We start from the raw sequence: 22,664 nt of genomic DNA on the forward strand, positions 1-22,664 counted from the left end.
GAGACCGCCTCGGGAGGGCGCATGGAATTCCGCACCGCAGGGGTTATCGGCGCCGGCGCCTGGGGCACCGCCCTGGCCCAGGTCTGCGTCCGCGCCGGATTGGACACGACGCTTCAGGCGCGCGAGCCCCAGCTGGTCGAGACCCTGGCGACGACGCGGGCCAATGACCTGTATCTGCCGGGCGTCACCCTGGCCGAGGATCTCAAATTCACCGCCGATCTGGCCGATCTGCGCGACTGCGACCTGATCCTGGCCGTGCCCCCGGCCCAGCATATGCGGGCGACCCTGACGGCCTTTGCGCCCCATCACCGCGCCGGCGTGCCGGTGGTGCTCTGCTCCAAGGGGGTCGAGCGCGGCACGATGAAACTGATGACCGAGGTGCTGGCCGAAACCCTGCCGGACGCCCCGGCGGCGGTCCTGTCCGGCCCCAGTTTCGCCGGCGAGGTGGCGCGCGGCCTGCCGACCGCCGTCACCCTGGCCTGCGCCGATTCGGTCCTGGGTCAGGCCCTGCTGAACACCCTGTCGGCGCCGGGCTTCAGGCCCTATCTGGCCACCGACCTGGTCGGGGCCGAGGCGGGCGGGGCGCTGAAGAATGTGCTGGCCATCGCCTGCGGCGTGTCCGAGGGGCGTCAGCTGGGCCGCAGCGCTCACGCCGCCCTGATCACGCGCGGTTTTGCGGAAATGACCCGCCTCGCCGTCGCCATGGGCGGACAGGCCGAGACGGTGGCGGGCCTGTGCGGCCTGGGCGACCTGGTCCTGACCTGTTCCAGCCCCCAGTCGCGCAACATGAGCCTGGGTCTGGCCCTGGGCCAGGGCCAGACGGTCGAACAGGCCCTGGCCGGCAAACGTTCGGTGGCCGAAGGCTACGAGAGCGCGCCGGCCGTGCGCGCCCTGGCCGCGCGCCTGGGCGTCGAGACCCCCATCGCCGAGGGCATCGCCGCCCTGCTGGCCGGCGAGATCACCGTGGATGGCCTGATCGACGGCCTGCTGTCGCGCCCGCTGAAGGCCGAGCGTGTCTGACGAGGCGCCGACCGAGCGCAAACGGGTCTGGAAGACGCCGCCGAACGTGGCCCTGTGCGCCGAGGCCGACATCGCCGAGCCCGGCGCGCGCGGCTTCGTGCTTCAGATCGGCGAGGCCTTCTTCCACGGTTTCGTGGTGCGCAAGGACGGGGCGGTGGCCGGCTGGGTCGATCGCTGTCCGCACGCCGGTTTTCCCATCGCCATGGAGATCGACCGTTATCTGACGCCGGACGGCGCCCTGATCCTGTGCGGCTGGCACGGGGCGGTGTTCGAACCCCTGACCGGCGAATGCAAGGGCGGCCCCTGCGCCGGCGGGCGACTGACGCCCTGGCCGGTGACGACCAGCGGCGGCGTCATCCGCACGGCCTAACCGCCCCACACGCCGGGGCGCGGGGGCGGAAGCGGCTTCAGTCCAGCGGCTGGGGCCGGGTCACGACCGGAGCGTTCGGGTCGGTCTGGGCCGGGCGCGCGGCGGTCGGTGCGGGCGCGACGACGACGACCGGCGCCGGCGTTGCGGAGGGGGGCGTCGAGACGGCCGCCGGGGCCTGAGCCGTCGGGACCCGGGGCGCCGGGGTTTGCGTCGTTGATTGCGCCGGCGTCTGGGGACGCATCGTCGTCGCGGGGCGAGCGGACGAGGTCCGGGCCGTGGCCTGGCCCGTGGTTTGGGGCGTGGTCCGGGCCGTGGTCGGAGCCGGGGCCGCCGCTGGCCGGACGGCCGCACCCGCGGGTGTTTCCTCGACCGGTGCGGCTTCGACGGGCGCTGCGGTCTCGACCGGCGTCTCCACGGGCGCGGCGGCCGGCGTCAGGGCTTCAGGCGCAACGGCTTCGGGCGCCGCCGCCGGGGCGGGGGCAACCGGTGCGGCCACAGGGGCGGGACGCAGGGCGAACCACAGGCCGCCGCCGACCGCCAGAACCGCCAGCACCCCGACGCCGATGTACCGCGGCAGGCGCGACGGCCGTCGGGTCGCGGCGCGCGCGAAACTGGGCGTGACCGAAGGGGCGGCCTCAACAGCAGGAGACGGCTCAAGCGGGGCCAGGGCGGGGGCCGCGACCACAGGCGCCGCAGCGACCTGTTCGGCGACATCAGGCTGATCGACAGGCGTCGAAGGGGCGTTGGTCAGACCCGCGCCGGGCAGGGGCCGCACGGTCGTGTCGGCGCTGGGCGCGGGCGCGGGAGCGGGCTTGGGCTGTGGCGCAGGCGTCACCGGACCGGCGCCCGGACGCGCCTGGGGGATCAGCGATCCGCTCAGGATATTGCCGCCGGCGCGCGGCGCAGGGACTCGGCGCGGCGGCTCCTGAACCTGTCCCGAAACCTGGCCCCCGCTCGGGCCTGTCTGGCCCAGCGGCGTCGTGCGCGGCGGGCGATTGGGAATCCGGTCCAGCGGATTGGGCGCGACCGGCACCGGGCCGACGTGGAAGGTGGTCGTGGGCATGCGCCCCCAGGTCACCTGTTTGCGCACGAACGGCTCCGGCGGTCCTCCCGATGGACCGTTCGAGGCGGGCGGCGTGGCGGGGGTGATCTTGGCGTCGTCGGACATGATACTCTAATCGCTGGCGATCTGGCCGGTTTCGTGACGGCTCAGCTCTTGAGGCGGTAGCCGGTCTTGAACATCCACATGACCACGGCCAGGCAGACGACGAAGAAGCCCATGGTGGCGGCCACGCTGATGCCGATGGGAACGTCGCCCTGGCCATAGAAGGTCCAGCGGAAGCCCGAGATCAGATAGACCACCGGATTGAAATGGGCCACCGCGCGCCAGACGTCAGGCAGCATGTTGATCGAATAGAAGGAGCCGCCCAGGAAGGTCAGGGGCGTCACGATCAGCATGGGGATGAAGTTCAGCTGTTCGAAACTGCCGGCCCAGATGCCTATGATGAAGCCGAACAGGCTGAAGGTCACCGAGATCAGCACCAGCATGGCCAGCATGCCTACAGGGTGCAGCACCTGCAGCGGCACGAACAGGGTCGAGGTGGCCAGGATGATCAGGCCTAGCGCCGCCGACTTGGTCGCCGCCGCCCCGACATAGGCGATCACCACCTCCAGCGACGACACGGGCGCCGACAGGATCTCGTAGATGGTGCCGGTGAATTTCGGGAAATAGATGCCGAAGGAGGCGTTGAAGATCGACTGGGTGAACAGGCTCAGCATGATCAGGCCCGGCACGATGAAGGCGCCATAGGCCACGCCGTCGATCGCCTCCATCCGGCTGCCGATCGCGCTGCCGAAGACGATGAAATAGAGGGCGGTGGTGATCACCGGCGTGACCACGCTCTGCCAGATGGTGCGCAGGGCGCGGGCCATCTCGAAGCGATAGATGGCCCAGACGCCATGTCCGTTGAAGTTCATCAGACGGTCTCCCCATCGCGGTGGACCAGGCTGACGAAGATGTCCTCCAGCGAGCTCTGGCGGGTGTTCAGATCCTTGAAGCCGATGTTCAGCCGCTCCAGACGGCGGATCAGCGACGGCACGCCGGTGTCGTCGGCGTTGGCGTCGAAACTGTATTCCAGCTCGCTTCCATCGGCCTTCAGCGTCAGCTCCCAATCGGACAGGTCGGCCGGCAGGGCGGCCAGAGGATCGGTCAGGTGCAGGGTCAGGGTCTTCTTGCCCAGCTTCTTCATCAGGGCGGTCTTTTCCTCGACCAGGATCAGTTCGCCGTTCAGGATCACCCCCACCCGGTCGGCCATCTCCTCGGCCTCCTCGATATAGTGGGTGGTCAGGATGATGGTGACGCCCCGCTCGCGCAGCTTGCGCACCATGGCCCACATGTCGCGGCGCAGTTCGACGTCGACCCCGGCTGTGGGTTCATCGAGGAACAGGATGTCCGGCTCGTGGCTCAGGGCCTTGGCGATCATCACCCGGCGCTTCATCCCGCCCGAGAGGGTCATGATCTTGGCGTCGCGCTTGTCCCACAGGGACAGGTCTTTCAGGATCTGCTCGATCAGGGCCGGGTTCGCCGCCTTGCCGAACAGGCCCCGGCTGAAGGTGACGGTGGCCAGCACGGTCTCGAAGGCGTCGGTGGTCAGTTCCTGCGGCACCAGGCCGATCTTGGTGCGGGCGGCGCGGAAATCCTTCCTGATGTCGTGGCCGTCGGCGATCACCGTGCCCGTCGTGGCGTTGACGATGCCGCAGACGATGGAGATCAGGGTGGTCTTGCCCGCTCCGTTCGGACCCAGCAGGGCGAAAATCTCGCCCTTCTCTATGGTCAGGTCCACGCGTTTCAGCGCCTGAAGCCCCGACTTGTAGGTCTTGGTCAGGTCTTCGATCTCGATAACCGGCATGGGCGCTCCTGATCCGAGGCGGAAACGCCTGGCGTCGTCGTGGCGGGAATATGGCGTGCCATCGGCTGGGCTCAAGGGGCGCCGGTCTCTGCAGGGACGAGAAGCCGTTGTTAACCCAAAGACGGCACGGTGGCGTCTTCGTCGCCTGCAGACGGGAGTGCCTCTTGTCCTCGCTGTCCGTCCCCCACCGCGCCGCCCTGCAGGCGGTCGTCCAGGCCGCGCCTGACTCGGTCCTGACGCAGCTGCGTGCGGCCGTTCCGTCCCTGGGCGGGGACAAGGCGGCGGAACTGACCGCCATGATCGTGCAGGAGGCGCGCGACCGCGCCCGGCGCGACCTGGCCTTCGCCCCCCTTCTGCCCCTGTTCCAACCCCGCGCCGACCGAACTCCGGCCCTGATCTTTCCGCCGGCCGTGCTGGCGCGGGTCTGGCGCGAGGCGCGGACGGGCGAGGAGGCCTTCCTGGGATTGCTGGACGGGGCGGGCGTCGGCGAGGGGGAATGGACCCTGGCGGCGGATCGGCTGTGCGCGCGGGCGGCTGCGGTGCTGCGGGACCGGCCTCGCGACGTCTGGCCGGACGACCAATGGCCCGACCCGACGGCCGGCCAGGCTGAAACCCCGGCCGCCAGCCCGGCGGAACTGGCCGGTTGTTTCGACCTGGCGCCCCTGGCGCGATCCGCCGTGGCCCGCCTGTCGGTCTGGCTGGAGCGGCCCGACGACAATCAGTTGGCGGGGCTGCGGCTGCTGATCCAGGACTGTCTGGCGATATCGCCCGAGGGCGGGCGGCGGATGATCGACATTCTGTTCGCCCATGTCGCCGACGCTGAGCGGATGCTGCGGATCGTCACGCGCACCAGCCGCCTGGCCGACACCGAGGCCATTCTCAGCCATTCCGAAATGGGCGTCTTCGTCGAACGGCTGCTGACGTCGGTCCAGAGCCGTGTCCAGCGCATCGCCGCCTGTCTGTCGCCCCGCGACGGGCCGGACATGACCCAGGCGGTGGAGGATGCGACCTGGTGCGCCGGGGTGCTGGCCGAAATGGACATGACCCTGATGGTCCGGCCCGATTCGCCCTGGGGCAAGACGGCGCGGATGGCGCGGGTCCAGGTGGCCGGCCAGCTGTCGGGCCTGATGAAATCGACCTCGGCCGCCGTCCACGCCGCCCTGCCGATGAAGCGTCAGGTCCTGACCGGGCGGATGACGCGCCTGTGCCCCTGGCTGGAGGCGCCGGCCAAGGGCGAACCCATCGAGGCGGCGGCCGCCCTGCTGGGGGCGGTTTCGGGCCTGCGCGGCGCGGCCAACACCTTCGGCTGCGAGGCGGACCGGATGGCGCTGAAGACCGAGCTGACCGACTATCTGTCCACCTGGGCCAATGAGGCGCTGGACAGTATCGCCGACGGCGATGTGGCCGATCCCGATCAGGCCCTGCGTCTGGTCGGAACGGCGGCCCGTTTCCTGACCCTGGTCGAGGCGCTGGAGGCGGCGCGGGCGGTGCGACGACGCGCGGCCGCCGCCGAGGCCGCAAGGGCGACGACAGGTGTGACGACTGGGGCCACGACTGGGGCCTCGCCCGGCGTCGTCTGATGCGATAGACGGCGGGGATGATCGTCTTCTGGATAATGACCGGCCTGGCGGCGGCGATGGCCGGCCTGCTGGTGCTGACCGGGGCGCGACGCGGGGCTGATGCGGCCGGCGCCGACGCCGATGTCGGCGGTCGCGAACTGGACGAACTGGACCGGTTGAAGGCGCGCGGCCTGCTGGACGAAACGGCCCACGCCGCCGCACGGGCCGAGGCGGGGCGGCGGCTGCTGGCGGGTCAGGCCGTGGCTGCGGCTACGCCCGTGGCCGGCCGGCATGACCGCTTCTGGGTTCTGGGCGGGATCGCCGCGACGACGGCGGGGGCGCTGGCCCTCTATGTCCTGACCGGGTCGCCGGGTCTGCCGGACCAGGCCTATGAGCGGCGGGTCGATCAATGGTCCACCCAGCTGGAAGCCCTGGAGCCGGCGCAGCTGGCGGCGGTGACGGCGCGGGTGGCGCGGGACAATCCGCAGGACCGTCAGGCCCTGGCCATGCTGGGCGCGGCCCGGTTCGCCGCCGACGATCCGCTGGGCGCCGCCTCGGCCTTTCGCCGGCTGATCGAACTGGAGCCGACCGACGCCCAGGCATGGGCGCGGCTGGGCGAAAGCCTGGTGCGGGCCGATGACGGCCGGATCGGCGGCGACGCCGAGGCCGCCTTCCGCCAGGCGGTGAACCTGGACCCGGACCAGTTGGGCGCTCGCTTCTTTCTGGGCCAGGCGGCGCTGGAGCGGGGCGATACGACGACGACGCGCGCGCAATGGACGCCGTTGATCGCCGCCCTGGACCCGGCCGACCCCCGCCGGATCGACCTGGAACGGCGCCTGCCTGCGGATAAGGCGCAATGACACATTGGCGGCCGGCCCCGGCCGCTATAGACCCAAGAAAAATTCCGTCGGGGAGCGGAACCGCCAAGTCATGAGCTGGCTGCCGAAATCGCCGAAGGCGCGCCGTCGTCTGTGGGTCGTCGCCGCCGTGGCCCCGATCCTGGCCCTGGCGGTCGGCCTGTCGCTGTGGGCCATGCAGGACAGCGTGACCTTCTTCTATTCCCCGTCCGAGGCCACCGCCGACAAGGCGCCGGAAGGCCGCGACATCCGTCTGGGCGGTCTGGTCGAGACCGGCAGCGTGCGGAAATCCGGCGACGGGCTCGTGGTCTTCACCGTCACCGACAATATCGCTGTGACCCAGGTCCAGTATCACGGCGACCTGCCCGACCTGTTCCGCGAGGGGCAGGGGATCGTGGCCCAGGGGTCGTTCGGCGCCGACCGCGTCTTCCACGCCAGTCAGGTCCTGGCCAAGCACGACGAGAACTATATGCCGCGCGAGGTCGCCGACCGCATCAAGGCCAAGGGCGAATGGCGGCCGGAAACTGTGACCAAGAACACGCGCTCAAGCAGGCCGCAGGCCGATAGCGCAACGAACAGTCTATGATCGCCGAACTCGGGGCCTTCGCCCTATCCCTGGCCCTGGCCCTGTCGATCCTGCAGACGGCGCTGTCGGCGGCAGGGCGCTGGCGGCGCAGTCCGGTGCTGGCGGGCGCGGCGCAAGGGGCGGCCCTGGCGGCGGCGGGCGCTGTGGCCCTCAGTTTCGCGGCCCTGATCTACGCCTTCGTCGTGTCGGACTTCTCGGTGTCCAACGTCGCGGCCAACAGCCACACCGACAAGCCGATGCTGTACAAGGTCGCCGGCGCCTGGGGCAGTCACGAGGGGTCGCTGCTGCTGTGGTGCCTGGTCCTGACCGTCTTCGGCGGAGCCTTGGCTCGAGCCCGCGGCCTGCCGTTCGGGCTGAAGGCCTCGGCCGTGGCGACGCAAGGGGCGCTGGGCTCGCTGTTCCTGGCGTTCGCCGTCTTCACCTCCAGCCCCTTCACCCGCCTGGACCCGGCGCCCTTCCAGGGGGCGTCGCTGAACCCGCTGCTTCAGGATCCGGCATTGGCCGTGCATCCGCCGCTGCTCTACGCCGGCTATGTCGGCTTCTCCGTCTGTTTCTCCCTGGCGGTTGCGGCCCTGATCGAGGGGCGGGCCCAGACCGCCTTCTGGCCCGCCTGGGGCCGGTGGGTGCGGCCCTGGGCCCTGGCCAGCTGGGCCCTGCTGACCGTCGGCATCACCCTGGGCTCCTTCTGGGCCTATTATGAGCTGGGCTGGGGCGGCTGGTGGTTCTGGGATCCGGTCGAGAACGCCAGCTTCATGCCGTGGCTGGCGGGCGCGGCCCTGCTGCACAGCGCGGTGGTGACCGAGCGGCGCGGGGCGCTGGCGGGTTGGACGGTCTTCCTGGCCCTGCTGGCCTTCAGCTTCTCCATGCTGGGCGCCTTCCTGGTGCGCTCCGGCGTTCTGACCAGCGTCCACGCCTTCGCCGTCGATCCCCAGCGCGGGCTGATGCTGCTGGCCATTCTGGGGGTCACGGCCGGCGCCGCCTTCGCCCTGTTCGCCTGGCGCGCGCCCCAGCTGAAGGGCGGCGGCCTGTTCGCCCCCGTCAGCCGCGAGGGCGCGTTGGTGCTGAACAACCTCTTCCTGACGGCCGCCGCCGCGACCGTGCTGCTGGGCACCCTCTATCCCCTGATCCTGGAGGCCGCGTCCGACGCGACCATCTCGGTCGGCCCGCCCTATTTCGCCGCCACCTTCGTTCCCCTGATGACCGTGGCTTTCATCATCCTGCCCGCCGGGCCTCTGCTGGCGTGGAAGCGGGGCGACCTGACCGGGGCGATGCAGAGGCTGGCCGTCGCGGCGGGCCTGGCCCTGGTTTCGGCCCTGGCCGCCTACGCCCTGTGGGAGCCCAGAAAGGCCTTCGCCGCCGCCGGGATCGGCCTGGGCGCCTGGCTGATCCTGGGTTCGCTGGCCGAGGTCGCGGAGCGGGCGCGCCTGTTCCGCGCCTCGGGCGCCGAGACGATGCGTCGTCTGAAAGGTCTGCCGCTGGGCGCCTGGGGCATGAGCCTGGCCCACCTGGGCCTGGGCGTCTTCATCCTGGGGGCGGTGGTCGAGACCGGCTTCAAGGCTGAGGCCGCGCGCGCCCTGTCCCTGGGCTCGAGCGTCTCCGCCGGCCCCTGGACCGTGACCCTGGATCAGGTCCGGGTGGTCGAAGGTCCCAACTATCTGGCCGAACAGGGCCGGCTGACCGTGCGGCCGTCGAACGACCGGGGCCGGGCGAAGTCCGTCACGGCCGAGCGCCGCTTCTTCCCCGCCGGCGGCCAGACCACGACCGAAGTCGGGCTGGATTTCCGCGGGCTGGACGACGTCTATGTGGTGATGGGCGAACGGGCGGGCAGCCCGGCCGAGCCTGCCTGGGTCGTGCGCCTGTACTGGAACCCCTGGGCGCGGCTGATCTTCCTGGGGCCGATGATCATGGCGTTCGGGGGGCTTCTGTCCCTGCTGGACCGCCGGCTGCGGCTGGGCGTCGGGCCGCGTCGGAGGAAGGCCCCATGAGGCGGCGGCTGATCCTGCTGATCGCGCCCGTTCTGGCGCTGATGCTGACGGCGGCCGAGCCCGCCGCCGCGCCCGACCGGCCCCTGGCCGACCCGGCTCAGGAGGCCCGCGCCCAGGCCCTGTTCAAGGACGTGCGCTGCGTCGTCTGCCAGCATGAGGCCATCGCCGACAGTCCGGCGGGCGTCGCCGGCGACATGCGCCGTCTGATCCGCGAAGAGATCGCCGCCGGCGCCACGGATCAGGCGGTGCGCGACGACCTGGTGCGCCGGTTCGGCGACTATGTGCTGTTCACCCCGCCGGTGCGGGCTGGAACCTGGCTGCTGTGGTTCGGGCCGTTCGCTCTGGCGGCCCTGGCGCTGCTGGTCATCCTGGTCCGCGCAGGTCGCGGCGCCGTCGAGGCGCAGCCCCTTTCCCCGGATGAGGAACGTCGACTGCAAGACATTCTCGCAAATGAGAAGCTTCGCCGTGATCTGGACGCAACCTCGCCTCACGACGGGCGCTAGTCGAGATCATCCATCGAACACCGGAATTGGCGTCGCGCCGGTTCGGCCTATATCAAGAGCCAAGACGGGGCGTCGCCCCGAGAGGATCGCAAGGACCAAGATGCTGAAGCGCAAAGAGTTCATTCTCGGGGCCGCGGCCGGCCTGACCCTGGCGGCGGCGGCGACCGCAGGCGGGGTCATCAACTGGCCCGGCGCGCACGCCGACCCCCAGGCGGTGAACCGGCTCACCCCCGTGCCGGCCAACGGAAACAGCTTTTCGCCCCCGCCGGGCGCGCCCAACAGCTTCGCCAACATCTTCGAACAGGTGGCCCCCGCCGTCGTTCAGATCGACGTGACGGTGAAGGTCGAACAGCCCCAGGGCGGCGCCTTCCAGATCCCCGGCCTGCCGTTCCAGTTCGTTCCGCCCCAGGGGCGCGGCGGCCAGGGCGAGGAGGACGAGCCTCAGACGACCCAGGGCGCCGGTTCCGGCTTCTTCATCTCCCAGGACGGCTTCATCGTCACCAACAACCACGTCGTCGCCGACGCCACCGAGATCAAGGTCAAGATGTCGGACGGCCGCGAACTGCCGGCCCGCCTGATCGGCCGCGACCCCGGCACGGACCTGGCCGTGATCAAGGTCGAGGGGAACGACTTCAAATACGTCAGCTTCGAAGAGACCGCCCAGCCGCGCGTCGGCGACTGGGTCATCGCGGTCGGCAACCCGTTCGGCCTGGGCGGTACGGCGACCGCCGGGATCGTCTCGGCCAAGGCCCGCGACATCGATCCGTCCGGCTATAACGACTACATCCAGATCGACGCCGCCATCAACCGGGGCAACTCGGGCGGCCCGACCTTCGACATCTACGGGCGCGTCATCGGCGTGAACTCGGCCATCTATTCGCCCACGGGCGGATCGGTCGGCATCGGCTTCGCCATTCCGGCTGAGACCGCCAAGTCGATCACCGAGCGGCTGATGCGCGGCCAGGCGATCGAGCGCGGCTACGTCGGCCTGGGCCTGCGCAGCCTGTCCCCCGACTCCTGGGAAGCCCTCGGCCAGCCCAAGGACTTCAAGGGCGCCTATGTCGAGACCGTCACCGAGGACGGCCCCGCCGCCCGCGCGGGCGTCAAGGTCAACGACATCCTGGTTGCCGTGAACGGCGAGGCCATCGACAGCAGCGCCGAGGCCACCCGTCGGGTCGGCGCGGCCAAGCCCGGCGACACCATCCGCCTGGAGGTCATCCGCGACGGCCGTCGCCAGACGCTGAACGTCCGCTCCGGCGTCCGCCCGTCAGACGAAGAACTGAACGCCGGCGAGGAGGGCGGCTCCTCCGCGCCCGGTCAGGCTCAACCCGGCCAGAGCGAAACCATCGAGGGCCTGGCGGTCACCCCGCTCAGCGCCGCTGCGCGGTCGCGCTTCAACATCCCCGAAAGCGTGAACGGGGTTGTCATCACCAATGTCGCCCAGGGAACTTCGGCGGCGCGTCTGGGCTTCCAGCCCGGCTTCGTCATCACCCGCGCCAACGGCCGCGCCATCGCCTCGGCGGCGGATCTGCGGACGGCGGTTCAGGAAGCCAAGTCGGCCGGACGTCCCAGCATCCTGCTGTTCGTCCGCACGCCCCAGGGCACCAGCCCGGTGCCGCTCCGCTTCGCCACGGAAGAATGATCGGCATTCTGACCAAGCCTTAACTCGTCAATCGCCGCCGATGCGCTACCATCGGCGGCGATTTTGATTCCGGGAGGGGTTCCATGCGGATTTTGGTGGTCGAAGACGACGCGGAGGCGGCGACCGCCATGGTGCGGGGCCTGTCCGAAGCCGGGCATGACGTCACCCATGCCGTGGACGGGGCCTTCGGCCTGCTGGAATCGCAAAAGGGCGGCTACGACGTCTATGTGGTGGACCGGATGATGCCGCGCCTGGACGGCGTCGGCATGGTCGAGACGGTCCGCAAGGGCGGGGACCAGACCCCGGTCCTGTTCCTGTCGGCCCTGGGCGAGGTCGAGGACCGGGTCACGGGCCTGAAGGCGGGCGCCGACGACTACCTGGTCAAGCCCTACGCCTTCGCCGAACTGATCGCCCGGGTCGAGGCCCTGTCGCGCCGTCGCGAGACCGGCGGCGTCCAGACCGTGCTGAAGGTCGGCGACCTGGAGATGAACCTGATCGCCCGCACCGTCCACCGCGGAACCACCGAGATCGATCTCCAGCCGCGCGAATTCCAGTTGCTGGAGTTCCTGATGCGCCACGCCGGCCAGTCGGTGACCCGCACCATGCTGCTGGAGAAGGTGTGGGAATATCATTTCGACCCCCAGACCAACGTCATCGACGTCCACATCAGCCGCCTCCGCTCCAAGATCGACAAGGGCTTCGACCGGGCGATGCTGCAGACGGTGCGCGGCGCGGGGTATCGGTTGGAGGCTTGATGTGAATGGTGAATGGTGAATGGTGATTAGATAGAATCTGGGGCGAGACGTGGGCGCGAAGACCCTGGATGTTCATCCGTCAGCCTGTTCACGCACTCCACTTCTGCGTCACCACTCACAAATCACGACTCACCTCTAACCCCCATGCGTCTTCCCTCCCTCCTTCGCCGCACGCCCTTCCGGCTGACCCTGCTGTTCCTGGCCCTGTTCGTGGCGGCGGCGGGGGCGATCCTGGCCTATGTCTATTTCGCCTCGGCGTCCGAGGCCCAGACGCGGGCGCGGACCGATGTCGAGACGGAGCTGGCCGCCCTGACCGCCGTCCACCGCACGCGCGGGATCGACGCCCTGAACCAGGCCCTGGTGGAACGCACGATCCGGGGCGGTCCCTATCTGTATCTGCTGACCGGCCCGGACGGTAAGATCGTCACCGGCAATCTGTCGGTCATGCCGTTCGACCTGAAGGAGGCGCGCCGCCCAGGGACCGGCGAATGGAGCACCTTCCGCCTGACCAGCACCGATCCCGACGGCCGGGTCCAGACCCGCCGCTCCATCGGGGTGATCATGCCGCTGGCGGGGGGCGACACCCTGTTCGTCGGCGAGGACATCGGCGGGATCGAGGAATATCTGTCGCGCCTGACCCAGGCCCTGTGGGGGGCGATGGCCCTGGTCATGCTGCTGGGCCTGGCGGGCGGTCTCTACATCAGCCGCCGGGTCGAAAGCGCCATGGCCGGGCTGAACCGCGTGGTCCAGGCGGTGCAGGACGGCGACCTGAAGGTCCGCGCCCCCATCCGCAATTCGGGCGACGAACTGGACGAACTGGGCCAGGGGTTGAACGTCATGCTGGACCGGCTGGAGGGGTCGATGGCCTCGATTCGCCACGCCGGCGACGCCATCGCCCACGACCTGCGCTCGCCCCTGACGCGGATGCGGGCCAAGCTGGAGGTGGCCCTGATCGACGCCGAGGCGGGCAAGATCGACGGGGTGGACGCCCTGGGCATCGCCCTGGACGAGGCCGATCACCTGCTGAAGACCTTCAACACCGTCCTGGCCATCGCCCGGCTTCAGGCTGGCGGAGCGCCGGACCCCAAGCCGATGGACGCGGGCGAACTGGCCGCCGACATGGCCGAACTGTACGAACCGGCGGCCGAGGACAAGTCGATCGACTTCTCGTCCGAGGTGGAAACCGGCCTGATGATCGAGGGCAACCAGCCCTTCCTGGCCCAGGCCCTGGCCAATCTGATCGACAACGCCATCAAATACACCCCGGCCGGCGGGGCGGTGAAGCTGCGGGCGCGGCGGCGGTCGTCGGGCGAGATCGAATATTCGGTCACCGACACCGGCCCCGGCGTGCCGGAAGAGGACCGCGAGCGCGTCGTTCAGCGGTTCGTGCGCCTGGACAACAGCCGCACGGAACCGGGCTCGGGCCTGGGCCTGTCGCTGGTGACGGCGGTGGCCGAGGCCCACGGCGGCCGGGTGGTGCTGGACGAAGGCCCCGGCGCCTATGGCGGCTTCGGGCCGGGTCTGCGGGTGGCCCTGGTGCTGCCGCCCGCTGGGCAGACTTAGAGATTTCCGCTCATCCCGGCGAAAAACCGGGACCCAGTTCTTTGGGCGCGCGGCCTTGTGGCGCGTGTCAGGATTGTGGTCCAACGGCGGCGCCGAGCGAAAGCACTGGGTCCCGGCTTTCGCCGGGATGAGCGGATAAATTGATGGCCGATACTGAAACCTCCGCGACGATCCCGCTGGGCCAGCGGATCAAGGCCGCCGGCCCTGTCGCGAACCCCGCCGCCGCCGAACGCCTGCTTGAGACCCTGATCGAGGCCGCCGACGCCGACGGCTGGCGCGACACCCTGGACGCCGCCTGGCCCGCCCTGGCGCCCGTGGCCGGCGCCTCGCCCTATCTCGCCGGCCTGATGCGTCGCCGCCCGGCCCACCTGCGCCGCCTGCTGGAGGCCAACCCGACCTCGAGCCTGATCCGCATCCTCGCCGAGACCGACGCCCTGGACGCCGAACCCGACGATGTCCGCGCGCCGCTCCGGGTGCTGAAGGCCGATCTGCACCTGCTGACGGCCCTGGCCGATCTGGGCGGGGTCTGGGACCTGGACCAGGTGACGGGCGCCCTGTCCAGCTTCGCCGACGCCGCCTGCCGCGCCGCCCTGCGCGCCGTCGCCGCCGAACAGCGCGCGCGGGGTCGCCTGGTCTCGCCGCCCGACGATTCGCGCGGCCCCATCCCCGGCCTGTTCGGCCTGGCCATGGGCAAGCATGGCGCGAACGAGCTGAACTATTCGTCCGACATCGACATCTCGCTCTTCTTCGAGCCGCGCCTGCTGGGCCTGGCCCTGCGCGAGGGCGAGGAGATGCAGGACTTCGCCAATCGCGTCGGCAAGGGGATCGCGACCCTGCTGACCGAACGGACGGCCGACGGCTATGTCTTCCGCGTCGATCTGCGGCTGCGGCCCGACCCGTCCTCGACCCCCCCGGTGGTGTCGGGCCCGATGGCCCTGGCCTATTATGAAAGCGTCGGTCAGAACTGGGAGCGGGCGGCCTTCATCAAGGCGCGGCCGGTGCTGGGCGACCCGCGCGCCGCCGCCCGGTTCGTGAAAGCCCTGCGCCCTTTCATCTGGCGCCGCAGCCTGGACTACGCCGCCGTCCTCGACATCCAGTCGATCAAGAAACAGATCCACGTCCACAAGACCGGCGAGGGGCTGCAGGCCGCCGGGGCCAATCTGAAACTGGGCCGGGGCGGCATCCGCGAGATCGAATTCTACGCCCAGACCCAGCAGTTGATCCTGGCCGGTCGCGACCCGGCCCTGCGCGCGACGCGCACCCTGGACGCCCTGGCGGCCCTGGCCCAGGCCGACCACATCCCCGCCGCCGTCGCCGACGAGATGTCCGCCGCCTATGTCGAACTGCGCGGCCTGGAGCACTGGGTCCAGATGCTGGACGACGAACAGACCCACCGCCTGCCCGAGGATCCCCAGCGCCGCGCCGCCGTCGCCGCCCTGGCCGGCTGGACCGATCTGGCGGCCTTCGACGCCCATGTCGAGGCCCTGCTGGTCCGGGTCAACACCCGCTACGGCGAACTGTTCGAAGGCGGGGAGGAGCTGGATTCCGCCTATGGCAGCCTGGTCTTCACCGGGGTCGAGAACGATCCCGAGACCCTGGACACCCTGCGTCGCATGGGCTTTTCCGAGGCGCCGTCGGTGGCGGACACCATCCGCTCCTGGCACCACGGCCGCATCCCGGCGACCCGGACCGAGCGCGGGCGCGAACTGTTCACCCGCCTGGCGCCGCGCCTGCTGGAGGCCCTGGCCCGGTCGGGCGCGCCCGACGACGCCTTTCGCCGGTTCGCCGTCTTCTTCTCGGGCCTGGCCGCCGGGGTTCAGGTCCAGGCCCTGTTCCTGAACCAGCCCAAACTGTTCGAGATGGTGCTGGGCGTCATGGCCTTCGCGCCTCGTCTGGCCCGGACCCTGGGGCGTCAGCCGGCGGCCCTGGACGGGGTGCTGGACGCCCGCTTCCTGGCCGACCTGTCGGACGAGACCGGCCTGACCGAACAGATCCTGCGTGAAGCCGGCGAGACCGAGGATTTCGAAGGCGCCATGAACGCCGTGCGCCGCCTGCACCGCGAACAGATGTTCCGCATCGGCATCCACGCCATGACCGGCCGCGCCGGCCCCGAGGCCGCCGGCCGCGCCTACGCCGCCCTGGCCGACGCCGCCATGCGGACCCTGTCGCCCGCCGCCCTGGCCGAGACCGAACGGTTGGGCGGCGCCTTCCCCGGCGCGGTCGCCGTGGTGGCCCTGGGCAAGGCCGGCTCGCGCGAGATGACGGCCGGGTCCGACCTGGACCTGATGACCCTGTACGACGCCCCGCCCGAGACGGTGTCCGAAATCAAGGGCTGGACCGCCGACGTCTTCTACGCCCGGTTCACCCAGCGGCTGATCGCCGCCCTGTCGGCCCATACGGCCGAGGGCGGTCTGTACGAGGTGGACATGCGGCTGCGCCCCACCGGGTCCAAGGGGCCGGTCTCGGTGCGGCTGTCCACTTTCGACGACTATTACGCAGGCGAGGCCGAGACCTGGGAGTTCATGGTCCTGACCCGCGCCCGCGTCGTCTGGGCCAGCGATCCGGTCTTCGGCGACCGGGTCTCCGCGGCGATCGAGGCGGCCCTGCGTCGGCCCCGTCCCGGCGTCGATGTCGCCGCCGATGTCCGCAGAATGCGCGCCCTGATGGATCGCGAGCGCCGCCCCCACGGCTTCTGGGATCTGAAACTGTCGCCGGGCGGCCAGGTGGACGCCGAGTTCGCGGCCCAGTACCGCCAGCTCCAGGCCGCCGTCGCGGGCGAGCCCCTGACCCTGTCAACGCTGGAGGCCCTGCACGACGACCCGGTCCTGGCCGAGGCCTGGCGGGTGCAGCAGCGGCTGGCTCATCTGCTGGCCGCCGCCTTCGAGGGCCGGGTCGATCCCGAGGCCGAGCCGTCGGTCTTCCGGCTGCGGCTGGCCGAGGCGGCGGGGGCTCAGGACTTCGAGTCGCTGAAGACCGAACTGACGGAACTGCGGGCGCGGGCGCGCAAGGCCTTCGAACGGGCGGTCCCGCTCACGCGCGAGGAGATCAGTCGCGACGGAGAGTCCGAGGAGCCGCGTTCAATCTCCTGACAGGGTCGTCAACGACCGCTCAAGGCGGTTCGAGGAGATTATCGAGATGAGAAACATCGTTCTGAACGGCTTCAGCGCCATGGCCTTGGCCGCCGTCCTCGGCGCCGGCGCCGGGGTCGCCACGGCCCAGGTTCCGCCGCCCCCGGCGGATGGTCCCCCGCCGCCCCATGCGCGCGGCCTGGCCGACCGGAACGCCGACCTGACCCGCGCCGCCTTCGTCGAGGCTCGCGTCGCCCGCCTTACCGCGCTGGACGCCGACCGCGACGGCACGGTCAGCGTGGCCGAGCGTCAGGCCGCCATGCAGGCCAAGCGCGCCGAGCGGGCCGACGACCGTTTCGCCACGCTGGACGCCAACGGCGACGGCTCCATCAGCCGCGCTGAGTTCGACGCCGGTCACGCCGCCCGTCCTGATCGCCCCGAGCGCGCCCGTTCGGGTCAGCGCGGCGGTCCCCGCCACGCCATGCGCGGTCCGGAAGGTCGGGAACGCGGCCCCGTGGTGATCTCCGAGGCCGCCGCCAGACTGGGCGAACAGTTCGACAAGATGGACGCTGACAAGAACGGCGTCGTCACCGCCGACGAGCGCCGGGCCGCCATGACCGCCAATCGCGCCGAGCGCCGAGCCGAACGGGGAGGCCAAGGTCAGCAACGCCGCGCCGTCCGTCCGGTGCAACAACCCGCTTCCCCGGCTCCGGCTTCGGAGTAAGAACGGTGTCGGGGTCGGCCGTCCTGGGCGAATCGGTCCCTTTCGTCAGCAGCGGAAGAGGCGGGTTTGGTCGCGATCGTCGACCCCGACGAGGATCTGGTGCGCCGCGTGGGTCAGGGCGACCCGGCGGCCGCGCAGACGCTTGTGTCGCGCAAGCTGCCGCGCATCCTGGCCCTGGCCCAACGCATGCTGGGCGACGCCGCCGAGGCCGAGGACGTGGCCCAGGAGACCCTGCTCAAGGCCTGGCGACAGGCGCCGAAATGGACCCCCGGCAAGGCCCGGTTCGACACCTGGCTGCACCGGGTGGCGCTGAATCTCTGCTACGATCGGCTGCGGCGACGGCGCGAAATACCCATGGAGACGCCGCCGGATCGCCCCGATGACGGCCCGGCGCCGGATCGCGCCCTGTTGGCGGCCGAGACGGGGGCTCAGGTCGACGGGGCGCTGAAACGCCTGCCGGACCGTCAGCGCGAGGCGGTGGTCCTGTGTCATTATCAGGAGCTGTCCAATATCGAGGCGGCCGCCCTGATGAGCATCAGCGTCGAGGCGCTGGAGAGTTTGTTGTCGCGCGGACGCCGCGCATTGCGTCTAGCCCTGGCGGACCTCGCGCCGGGGATGAAGCCAGGGATGACTAAGGGAGTCGGACGATGAAGGCGGATCGGTTGCACGCTCTGGCGGAGGCTTACGGCGCCGACCTGCGTCGGTGGCCCGCGTCTGAACGCGTCTTCGCCGAAAGCCTGATCGCCGCCGATCCGTCGCTGAAGACGGCGCTGGCCCAGGCGGCGGCGCTGGACGCCCTGCTGGACGCCTCGCCCGCCCCGACGCCCTCGGCCGACCTGACGGCGCGCCTGCTGGCCGCCGCGCCGAAAGCGAAGACCCGTCGCTATCATCTGGACCGGATCGCCCTCTTCCTGGGCGCGGGCTGGGCGGCGGCGGCCTGCGCCGGCGTGGTCGCTGGCGTGGGTCTGACCACCCATGTCACCGCCGACGAGCGGGCCGACGCGGTGCTTTACCAATCCACCCTGGTCGAGGTGGACGATACGGAGGTTCTGGGATGAGCGGACGCAGCCTGAAGATCGCCCTGGCGGTGTCGGTGGCCCTGAACCTGTTCGCCCTGGCCGGCGGGGTCGCCTTCGCGGTCAGCTGGGCCAGGGTGGACGAACGGGTCGCCGACCTGCGCCGCACCGCGCGCCACGGTCCCTTCCGCGAGGTGATCGCCCAGCTGCAGCCTGAAGTCCGGCGCGACGTTCGCGCCAGGATGCGGGCTGCTGCGCTCGCGGCCCGGCCCGATTTCGAGGCCGCTCGCGCGGCGCGGGCCCAGGCGGTCCAGGCGGCGTCCCAGCCCCGGATGGACGCGGCCCGCGTCCAGGCCCTGCTGGATCAGTCGCGCACGGCCGAGATGCGCGGTCGCGCCCGTCTGGAAGGCGAGGCCATCGCCATGCTGGAAAAACTGGACGTCGAGGACCGCAAGGTCCTGTCCGGCCTGCTGATGCGGCGTGGGCCACGGTCCGGTCCCAGGACGCCCGACGCCGGCCGCAACGCCGCGCCCCGGCCGCCGGGACCGGACGGCCCCGACGGTCCGGGCTGAGGCGGGTTCAGCCCTTGTTCGACGCCCGATAGGCGGCGACGGCGTCCACGGTGGCGCGCACCTTGGCCTCGATGGCGGCCCAGTCGCCCGACTTGACGGCTTCGTCCGTCACCAGTTTCGATCCCATGCCCGCCGCCACGATGCCGGCGCCGAACCATTTGGCGATGGAGGCCTCATCGGGATCGACGCCGCCCGTGGGCATGATCTTGACCCAGGGCATCGGCCCCTTGACCGCCTTGACGAAGTCCGGGCCGCCGACCGACGACCCCGGAAACAGTTTGACGATGTCGCAGCCCAGCTCGTGCGCCTCGCCGATGTCCGTCACCGAGCCGCACCCGGGGAAATAGGCGACCATGCGCCGATTGCAGACCTTGGCCACGTCGGGGACCAGGCAGGGGCTGACGACAAAGCGCGCGCCCCGGTTCAGGTAGAGCGAGGCCGTGCCGCTGTCGACCACCGAACCGATGCCCAGCACCACGTCCGGGTCGGTCCTGATCAGTTCGCGATTGATCTCGCCGAACAGGTCGCAGGCGAAGTCGCCGCGATTGGTGAACTCGACCACCGGCGCCCCGCCGCGCGCGCAGGCGCGGATGACGTTCAGGCTGACCTCGGGATCGGGATGATAGAAGACGGGGCAGACGCCCTGGGTCTCGAGCGCCTGAAGCACGCTGACGCGATCATGGGCCATGTCTTAATCTCCGCCTGTCCCGAGCCGCGCCGGAACGCCTGTGTTGCACCGACCGGTCGCCCGGCCTCGCCCCCTGCTTATCCCAGCCGCCGCCGAAAGCGAAAGCCGCGCGGCCGGGTTCATGGCGCTGCGGCGGAACATATTGTTTCATCCGACGTCTTCGACGCCGCGTCCAAAACGGTTTAGGACGCGGGCCAGCAACAGGAGCCCCCGCCCATGATGACCGCCATCTTCGTCTTCATCAAAACCGAGCTGGGCTACGCCAACGATGTGGCGGCCGACATCGTGGACAATGTCGAGAACGTGTCGGAGGTCTATTCCACCTCGGGCCAGCACGACCTGCTGGCCAAGTTCAACCTGCCGCGCGACGCCGACATCGGGACCTTCGTCACCAAACAGGTCCAGACCCGGCCGCATGTCCGCGACACCTTCACCGTCATCACCTTCTCGCCCTTCCTGCCCAAGGGCGGCTAGGCGCTCTTGCGCTTGACCTTGTCCTTGCGTTCTTCGGCGTCGTCGTCGTCGCCGACCTTCTCCTCGACCGTGGCCGACAGGCGCTGGAACACGCCCAGCCCGACCAGGACCAGCACCGCCGCGATCAGCAGGGCGGTGGGATAGATCAGCAGGGCCACGTCCTGGCGCGCCGTCTTGAACACCACCACCAGGGCCTCCAGGAACAGGGCGATGACGATGGTGGACAGGAATTTGGTCAGGCTGCGCCGGGCCTCGGCCGCGCTGCGCCGTTCGTTGCCGCGCCGCACCTCGTCCTCGAAGATGTATTTGGCCACGTCGAAGACGGCGATGGCGACGATGACATAGCCCAGCATGTCCAGCGCCGCGTCCGCTCCGGATTTGCCCGGGGACCGAATGGTGTGGATGGCGTCCATCAGGCCGAACCCGATCAGGGCCGAGGCCGACAACAGCAGCAGCAGGCTGGCGAAGGCGAAGACCGCGCGGGTCAGATAGGTCATGACGGTCGTCTCCTGGCGGCCCTGAACGCGCGAACGGCGAAGCTGTTGCACCGCTCGGTGGATGACGGCTTGGGGTGACGATGGCCGGCGGCGGCGCTAAACCAGCGAAATAGGGAGACCACACACATGACGCGATCCAACGCGCCCGCCTATCTGACCGGCTTCGGCAATCATTTCGCGACCGAGGCCGTGCCCGGCGCCCTGCCGCAGGGCCAGAACTCGCCGCAGAAGACGCCGATGGGCCTGTACGCCGAACAGCTGTCGGGCACGGCCTTCACCGCCCCGCGCGCCGAGAACCGGCGCAGTTGGCTGTACCGCCTGCGCCCCTCGGCCCAGCACGGCCCCTATGTCGCCTTCGACCAGGGTCGGGTGCGGTCGGGCCCGTTCGACGAGACCCCGCCCAATCCCAACCGGATGCGTTGGGACCCGCTGCCCATCCCGGAAGCGCCGACCGACTGGGTCGAAGGCCTGGTCACCTATGGCGGGGCGGGCGATCCCGACGCCGGGGGCGGGGCGGGCGTCCACCTGTATGTCGCCAATCGCTCGATGATCGACCGCGTCTTCTACGACGCCGACGGCGAACTGCTGATCGTGCCGCAACAGGGCGCCCATCGCTTCGTCACCGAGATGGGGGTGATCGAGGCCCAGCCCGGCCACGTGGTCCTGATCCCGCGCGGCGTCCGCTTCCGCGTCGAGATCGACGGACCCGTTCGGGGTTACGTCTGCGAAAACTACGGCAGCCCGTTCCGCCTGCCGGACCTCGGTCCCATCGGCGCCAACGGCCTGGCCAATCCGCGCGATTTCGAAACCCCGGTCGCGGCGTTCGAGGACGTCGATCGCCCGACCCAGTGCGTCCAGAAGTACGGCGGCCGTCTGTGGGCCACGACCTTTGCGCACAGCCCGCTGGACGTGGTGGCCTGGCACGGCAATCTGGCGCCCTGCCGCTATGACACGGCGCGGTTCAACACGATCAACACCGTCAGCTACGACCACCCCGATCCGTCGATCTTCACGGTCCTGACCAGCCCGTCCGAGACGCCGGGCACGGCCAATATCGACTTCGTCATCTTCCCGCCGCGCTGGATGGTGGCCGAACACACCTTCCGTCCGCCCTGGTTCCACCGCAACGTCATGAGCGAGTTCATGGGCCTGGTGACCGGCGCCTATGACGCCAAGGCCGGCGGTTTCGCCCCCGGCGGCGCCAGCCTGCACAACCGGATGAGCGGCCACGGCCCGGATCAGGCCAGCTATGAGGGCGCGATCCAGGCGGAACTGAAACCGCACAAGATCACTGACACCCTGGCCTTCATGTTCGAGACCCGGGCGCCGATCCGGGTCACGAAATGGGCGTCGGAATCACCGCAGATGCAGCTCGACTACGACGACATCTGGTCGGGCTTCGCAAAAGGACAGGTCAAATGATCCGTATCGCTCTCATCGCCGCCGCCGCCCTGATGGCCGCCGCCTGCACCCCTCAGACGACAGGCGCCGGCTCCGACGCCCCGATGCAGAGCGCCGACGCCTCGGCCTGCGCCACGCGGGGCGGCACGATGAAACAGGTCGGCCGGATGCAGTCCTGGCAGTGCGTGATCAGCTACGCCGACGCCGGCAAGTCCTGCACCGACGGCGACCAATGCCAGGGCGACTGCCGCGTCGAAGGCAACAGCGGCCTCGCGCCGGGCGCGGCCACGACCGGCGTCTGCCAGGCTGACAGCGACCGTTTCGGCTGCAATACGCCGGTCGAGGACGGCAAGGCCGGCCCGACGCTCTGCATCGACTGAGACGTAAGGTTCAGGGCGAAGACCGCCCTATCCCATAAGACCGTCATCCTAGGGACAAGCCCTAGGATGACGGCGTGAGAGGGGGGGGGGCTGCG

At 70.3% G+C, this 22,664-nt stretch carries 23 protein-coding genes; 18 read left to right on the forward strand and 5 right to left on the reverse strand.

The annotated features are described in order from the left end of the window. The first annotated feature begins 21 nt into the window (after positions 1-21). Positions 22-1,020 carry an NAD(P)H-dependent glycerol-3-phosphate dehydrogenase gene (locus tag ACP7CK_RS15110; RefSeq protein ID WP_426026673.1) on the forward strand — a complete coding sequence of 333 codons (999 nt, stop codon included), beginning with the start codon at positions 22-24 and terminating at the stop codon, positions 1,018-1,020. Then, the gene (locus ACP7CK_RS15115; protein WP_008262825.1) at positions 1,013-1,390 is read left to right on the forward strand and encodes a Rieske (2Fe-2S) protein; all 378 of its coding nucleotides are present in this window, start codon (positions 1,013-1,015) and stop codon (positions 1,388-1,390) included. The genes ACP7CK_RS15110 and ACP7CK_RS15115 overlap by 8 nt, the downstream gene beginning before the upstream one ends. 37 nt (positions 1,391-1,427) lie before the next feature. Here ACP7CK_RS15115 and ACP7CK_RS15120 read toward each other — a convergent pair whose 3' ends face one another. The 3 genes from ACP7CK_RS15120 to ACP7CK_RS15130 are packed head-to-tail and all read right to left on the reverse strand — an operon-like array spanning position 1,428 to position 4,299. Further along, positions 1,428-2,558 carry a hypothetical protein gene (locus tag ACP7CK_RS15120; protein ID WP_426026548.1) on the reverse strand — a complete coding sequence of 377 codons (1,131 nt, stop codon included), beginning with the start codon at positions 2,556-2,558 and terminating at the stop codon, positions 1,428-1,430. A gap of 41 nt (positions 2,559-2,599) precedes the next feature. Continuing rightward, the gene (locus ACP7CK_RS15125) at positions 2,600-3,367 is read right to left on the reverse strand and encodes an ABC transporter permease (RefSeq protein WP_154726713.1); all 768 of its coding nucleotides are present in this window, start codon (positions 3,365-3,367) and stop codon (positions 2,600-2,602) included. Continuing rightward, complete coding sequence (locus ACP7CK_RS15130; protein WP_426026549.1) at positions 3,367-4,299, reverse strand: ABC transporter ATP-binding protein; 933 nt, start codon at positions 4,297-4,299, stop codon at positions 3,367-3,369. Before ACP7CK_RS15130 ends, ACP7CK_RS15125 begins: the two co-directional genes overlap by 1 nt. 164 nt (positions 4,300-4,463) lie before the next feature. Between ACP7CK_RS15130 and ACP7CK_RS15135 the strand changes: the two genes are divergently transcribed. From ACP7CK_RS15135 to ACP7CK_RS15195, 13 genes are all read left to right on the forward strand, one after another. Continuing rightward, positions 4,464-5,879, forward strand: a complete 1,416-nt coding sequence (locus ACP7CK_RS15135) for a hypothetical protein (RefSeq protein WP_426026550.1) — start codon at positions 4,464-4,466, stop codon at positions 5,877-5,879. A 17-nt stretch (positions 5,880-5,896) separates the two neighbouring features. Continuing rightward, positions 5,897-6,718, forward strand: coding sequence for a c-type cytochrome biogenesis protein CcmI (gene ccmI, locus ACP7CK_RS15140; RefSeq protein ID WP_426026551.1), 822 nt, complete (start codon positions 5,897-5,899; stop codon positions 6,716-6,718). Positions 6,719-6,788: 70 nt separating this feature from the next. Continuing rightward, positions 6,789-7,301, forward strand: coding sequence for a cytochrome c maturation protein CcmE (ccmE, locus tag ACP7CK_RS15145; RefSeq protein ID WP_292147217.1), 513 nt, complete (start codon positions 6,789-6,791; stop codon positions 7,299-7,301). Next, entirely contained in the window at positions 7,298-9,286 is a 1,989-nt protein-coding gene (locus ACP7CK_RS15150; protein ID WP_426026552.1) for a heme lyase CcmF/NrfE family subunit, read from the forward strand. The genes ccmE and ACP7CK_RS15150 overlap by 4 nt, the downstream gene beginning before the upstream one ends. Continuing rightward, entirely contained in the window at positions 9,283-9,789 is a 507-nt protein-coding gene (locus tag ACP7CK_RS15155) for a cytochrome c-type biogenesis protein (RefSeq protein ID WP_426026553.1), read from the forward strand. Before ACP7CK_RS15150 ends, ACP7CK_RS15155 begins: the two co-directional genes overlap by 4 nt. Before the next feature lie 100 nt (positions 9,790-9,889). Beyond that, entirely contained in the window at positions 9,890-11,431 is a 1,542-nt protein-coding gene (locus ACP7CK_RS15160) for a Do family serine endopeptidase (RefSeq protein WP_292147214.1), read from the forward strand. Between the two features lie 83 nt (positions 11,432-11,514). Continuing rightward, positions 11,515-12,186, forward strand: a complete 672-nt coding sequence (locus tag ACP7CK_RS15165; protein WP_372705320.1) for a response regulator transcription factor — start codon at positions 11,515-11,517, stop codon at positions 12,184-12,186. A gap of 144 nt (positions 12,187-12,330) precedes the next feature. Continuing rightward, the gene (locus ACP7CK_RS15170) at positions 12,331-13,749 is read left to right on the forward strand and encodes an ATP-binding protein (RefSeq protein WP_426026554.1); all 1,419 of its coding nucleotides are present in this window, start codon (positions 12,331-12,333) and stop codon (positions 13,747-13,749) included. Between the two features lie 143 nt (positions 13,750-13,892). Beyond that, entirely contained in the window at positions 13,893-16,838 is a 2,946-nt protein-coding gene (locus ACP7CK_RS15175) for a bifunctional [glutamine synthetase] adenylyltransferase/[glutamine synthetase]-adenylyl-L-tyrosine phosphorylase (RefSeq protein ID WP_426026555.1), read from the forward strand. 46 nt (positions 16,839-16,884) lie between these two features. Then, positions 16,885-17,541 carry an EF-hand domain-containing protein gene (locus ACP7CK_RS15180; RefSeq protein ID WP_426026556.1) on the forward strand — a complete coding sequence of 219 codons (657 nt, stop codon included), beginning with the start codon at positions 16,885-16,887 and terminating at the stop codon, positions 17,539-17,541. A 66-nt stretch (positions 17,542-17,607) separates the two neighbouring features. Further along, on the forward strand, positions 17,608-18,192 hold the full coding sequence (locus ACP7CK_RS15185) for an RNA polymerase sigma factor (RefSeq protein WP_035310165.1): 585 nt from the start codon (positions 17,608-17,610) through the stop codon (positions 18,190-18,192). After that, the gene (locus tag ACP7CK_RS15190) at positions 18,189-18,599 is read left to right on the forward strand and encodes a hypothetical protein (protein ID WP_154727038.1); all 411 of its coding nucleotides are present in this window, start codon (positions 18,189-18,191) and stop codon (positions 18,597-18,599) included. The genes ACP7CK_RS15185 and ACP7CK_RS15190 overlap by 4 nt, the downstream gene beginning before the upstream one ends. Next, positions 18,596-19,129, forward strand: a complete 534-nt coding sequence (locus ACP7CK_RS15195; protein WP_426026557.1) for a periplasmic heavy metal sensor — start codon at positions 18,596-18,598, stop codon at positions 19,127-19,129. Before ACP7CK_RS15190 ends, ACP7CK_RS15195 begins: the two co-directional genes overlap by 4 nt. A 7-nt stretch (positions 19,130-19,136) precedes the next feature. Here ACP7CK_RS15195 and ACP7CK_RS15200 read toward each other — a convergent pair whose 3' ends face one another. Further along, positions 19,137-19,817 (reverse strand): bifunctional 4-hydroxy-2-oxoglutarate aldolase/2-dehydro-3-deoxy-phosphogluconate aldolase, encoded by a 681-nt coding sequence (locus ACP7CK_RS15200; RefSeq protein WP_008259465.1) that lies wholly within the window; start codon positions 19,815-19,817, stop codon positions 19,137-19,139. A 216-nt stretch (positions 19,818-20,033) separates the two neighbouring features. On the opposite strand from ACP7CK_RS15200, the gene ACP7CK_RS15205 reads away from it, so the two are divergent. Continuing rightward, on the forward strand, positions 20,034-20,291 hold the full coding sequence (locus tag ACP7CK_RS15205; protein ID WP_008262170.1) for an Lrp/AsnC ligand binding domain-containing protein: 258 nt from the start codon (positions 20,034-20,036) through the stop codon (positions 20,289-20,291). Here the strand turns inward: ACP7CK_RS15205 and ACP7CK_RS15210 are convergent. After that, a complete protein-coding gene (locus ACP7CK_RS15210) occupies positions 20,288-20,788 on the reverse strand; it encodes a GNAT family acetyltransferase (protein ID WP_426026558.1) in 501 nt (166 codons plus the stop codon). The two genes, ACP7CK_RS15205 and ACP7CK_RS15210, sit on opposite strands and share 4 nt — an antisense overlap. A gap of 126 nt (positions 20,789-20,914) precedes the next feature. Here ACP7CK_RS15210 and hmgA point away from each other — a divergent pair, with 126 nt between their 5' ends. Next, complete coding sequence (hmgA, locus tag ACP7CK_RS15215) at positions 20,915-22,210, forward strand: homogentisate 1,2-dioxygenase (RefSeq protein ID WP_426026559.1); 1,296 nt, start codon at positions 20,915-20,917, stop codon at positions 22,208-22,210. After that, positions 22,207-22,569 (forward strand): hypothetical protein, encoded by a 363-nt coding sequence (locus ACP7CK_RS15220; protein ID WP_372705312.1) that lies wholly within the window; start codon positions 22,207-22,209, stop codon positions 22,567-22,569. The genes hmgA and ACP7CK_RS15220 overlap by 4 nt, the downstream gene beginning before the upstream one ends. The last annotated feature ends 95 nt before the right edge of the window (positions 22,570-22,664 follow it).

Origin of the sequence: Brevundimonas sp. TSRC1-1, from assembly GCF_049898245.1 — a bacterium.
Taxonomy (GTDB): domain Bacteria; phylum Pseudomonadota; class Alphaproteobacteria; order Caulobacterales; family Caulobacteraceae; genus Brevundimonas; species Brevundimonas mediterranea_A.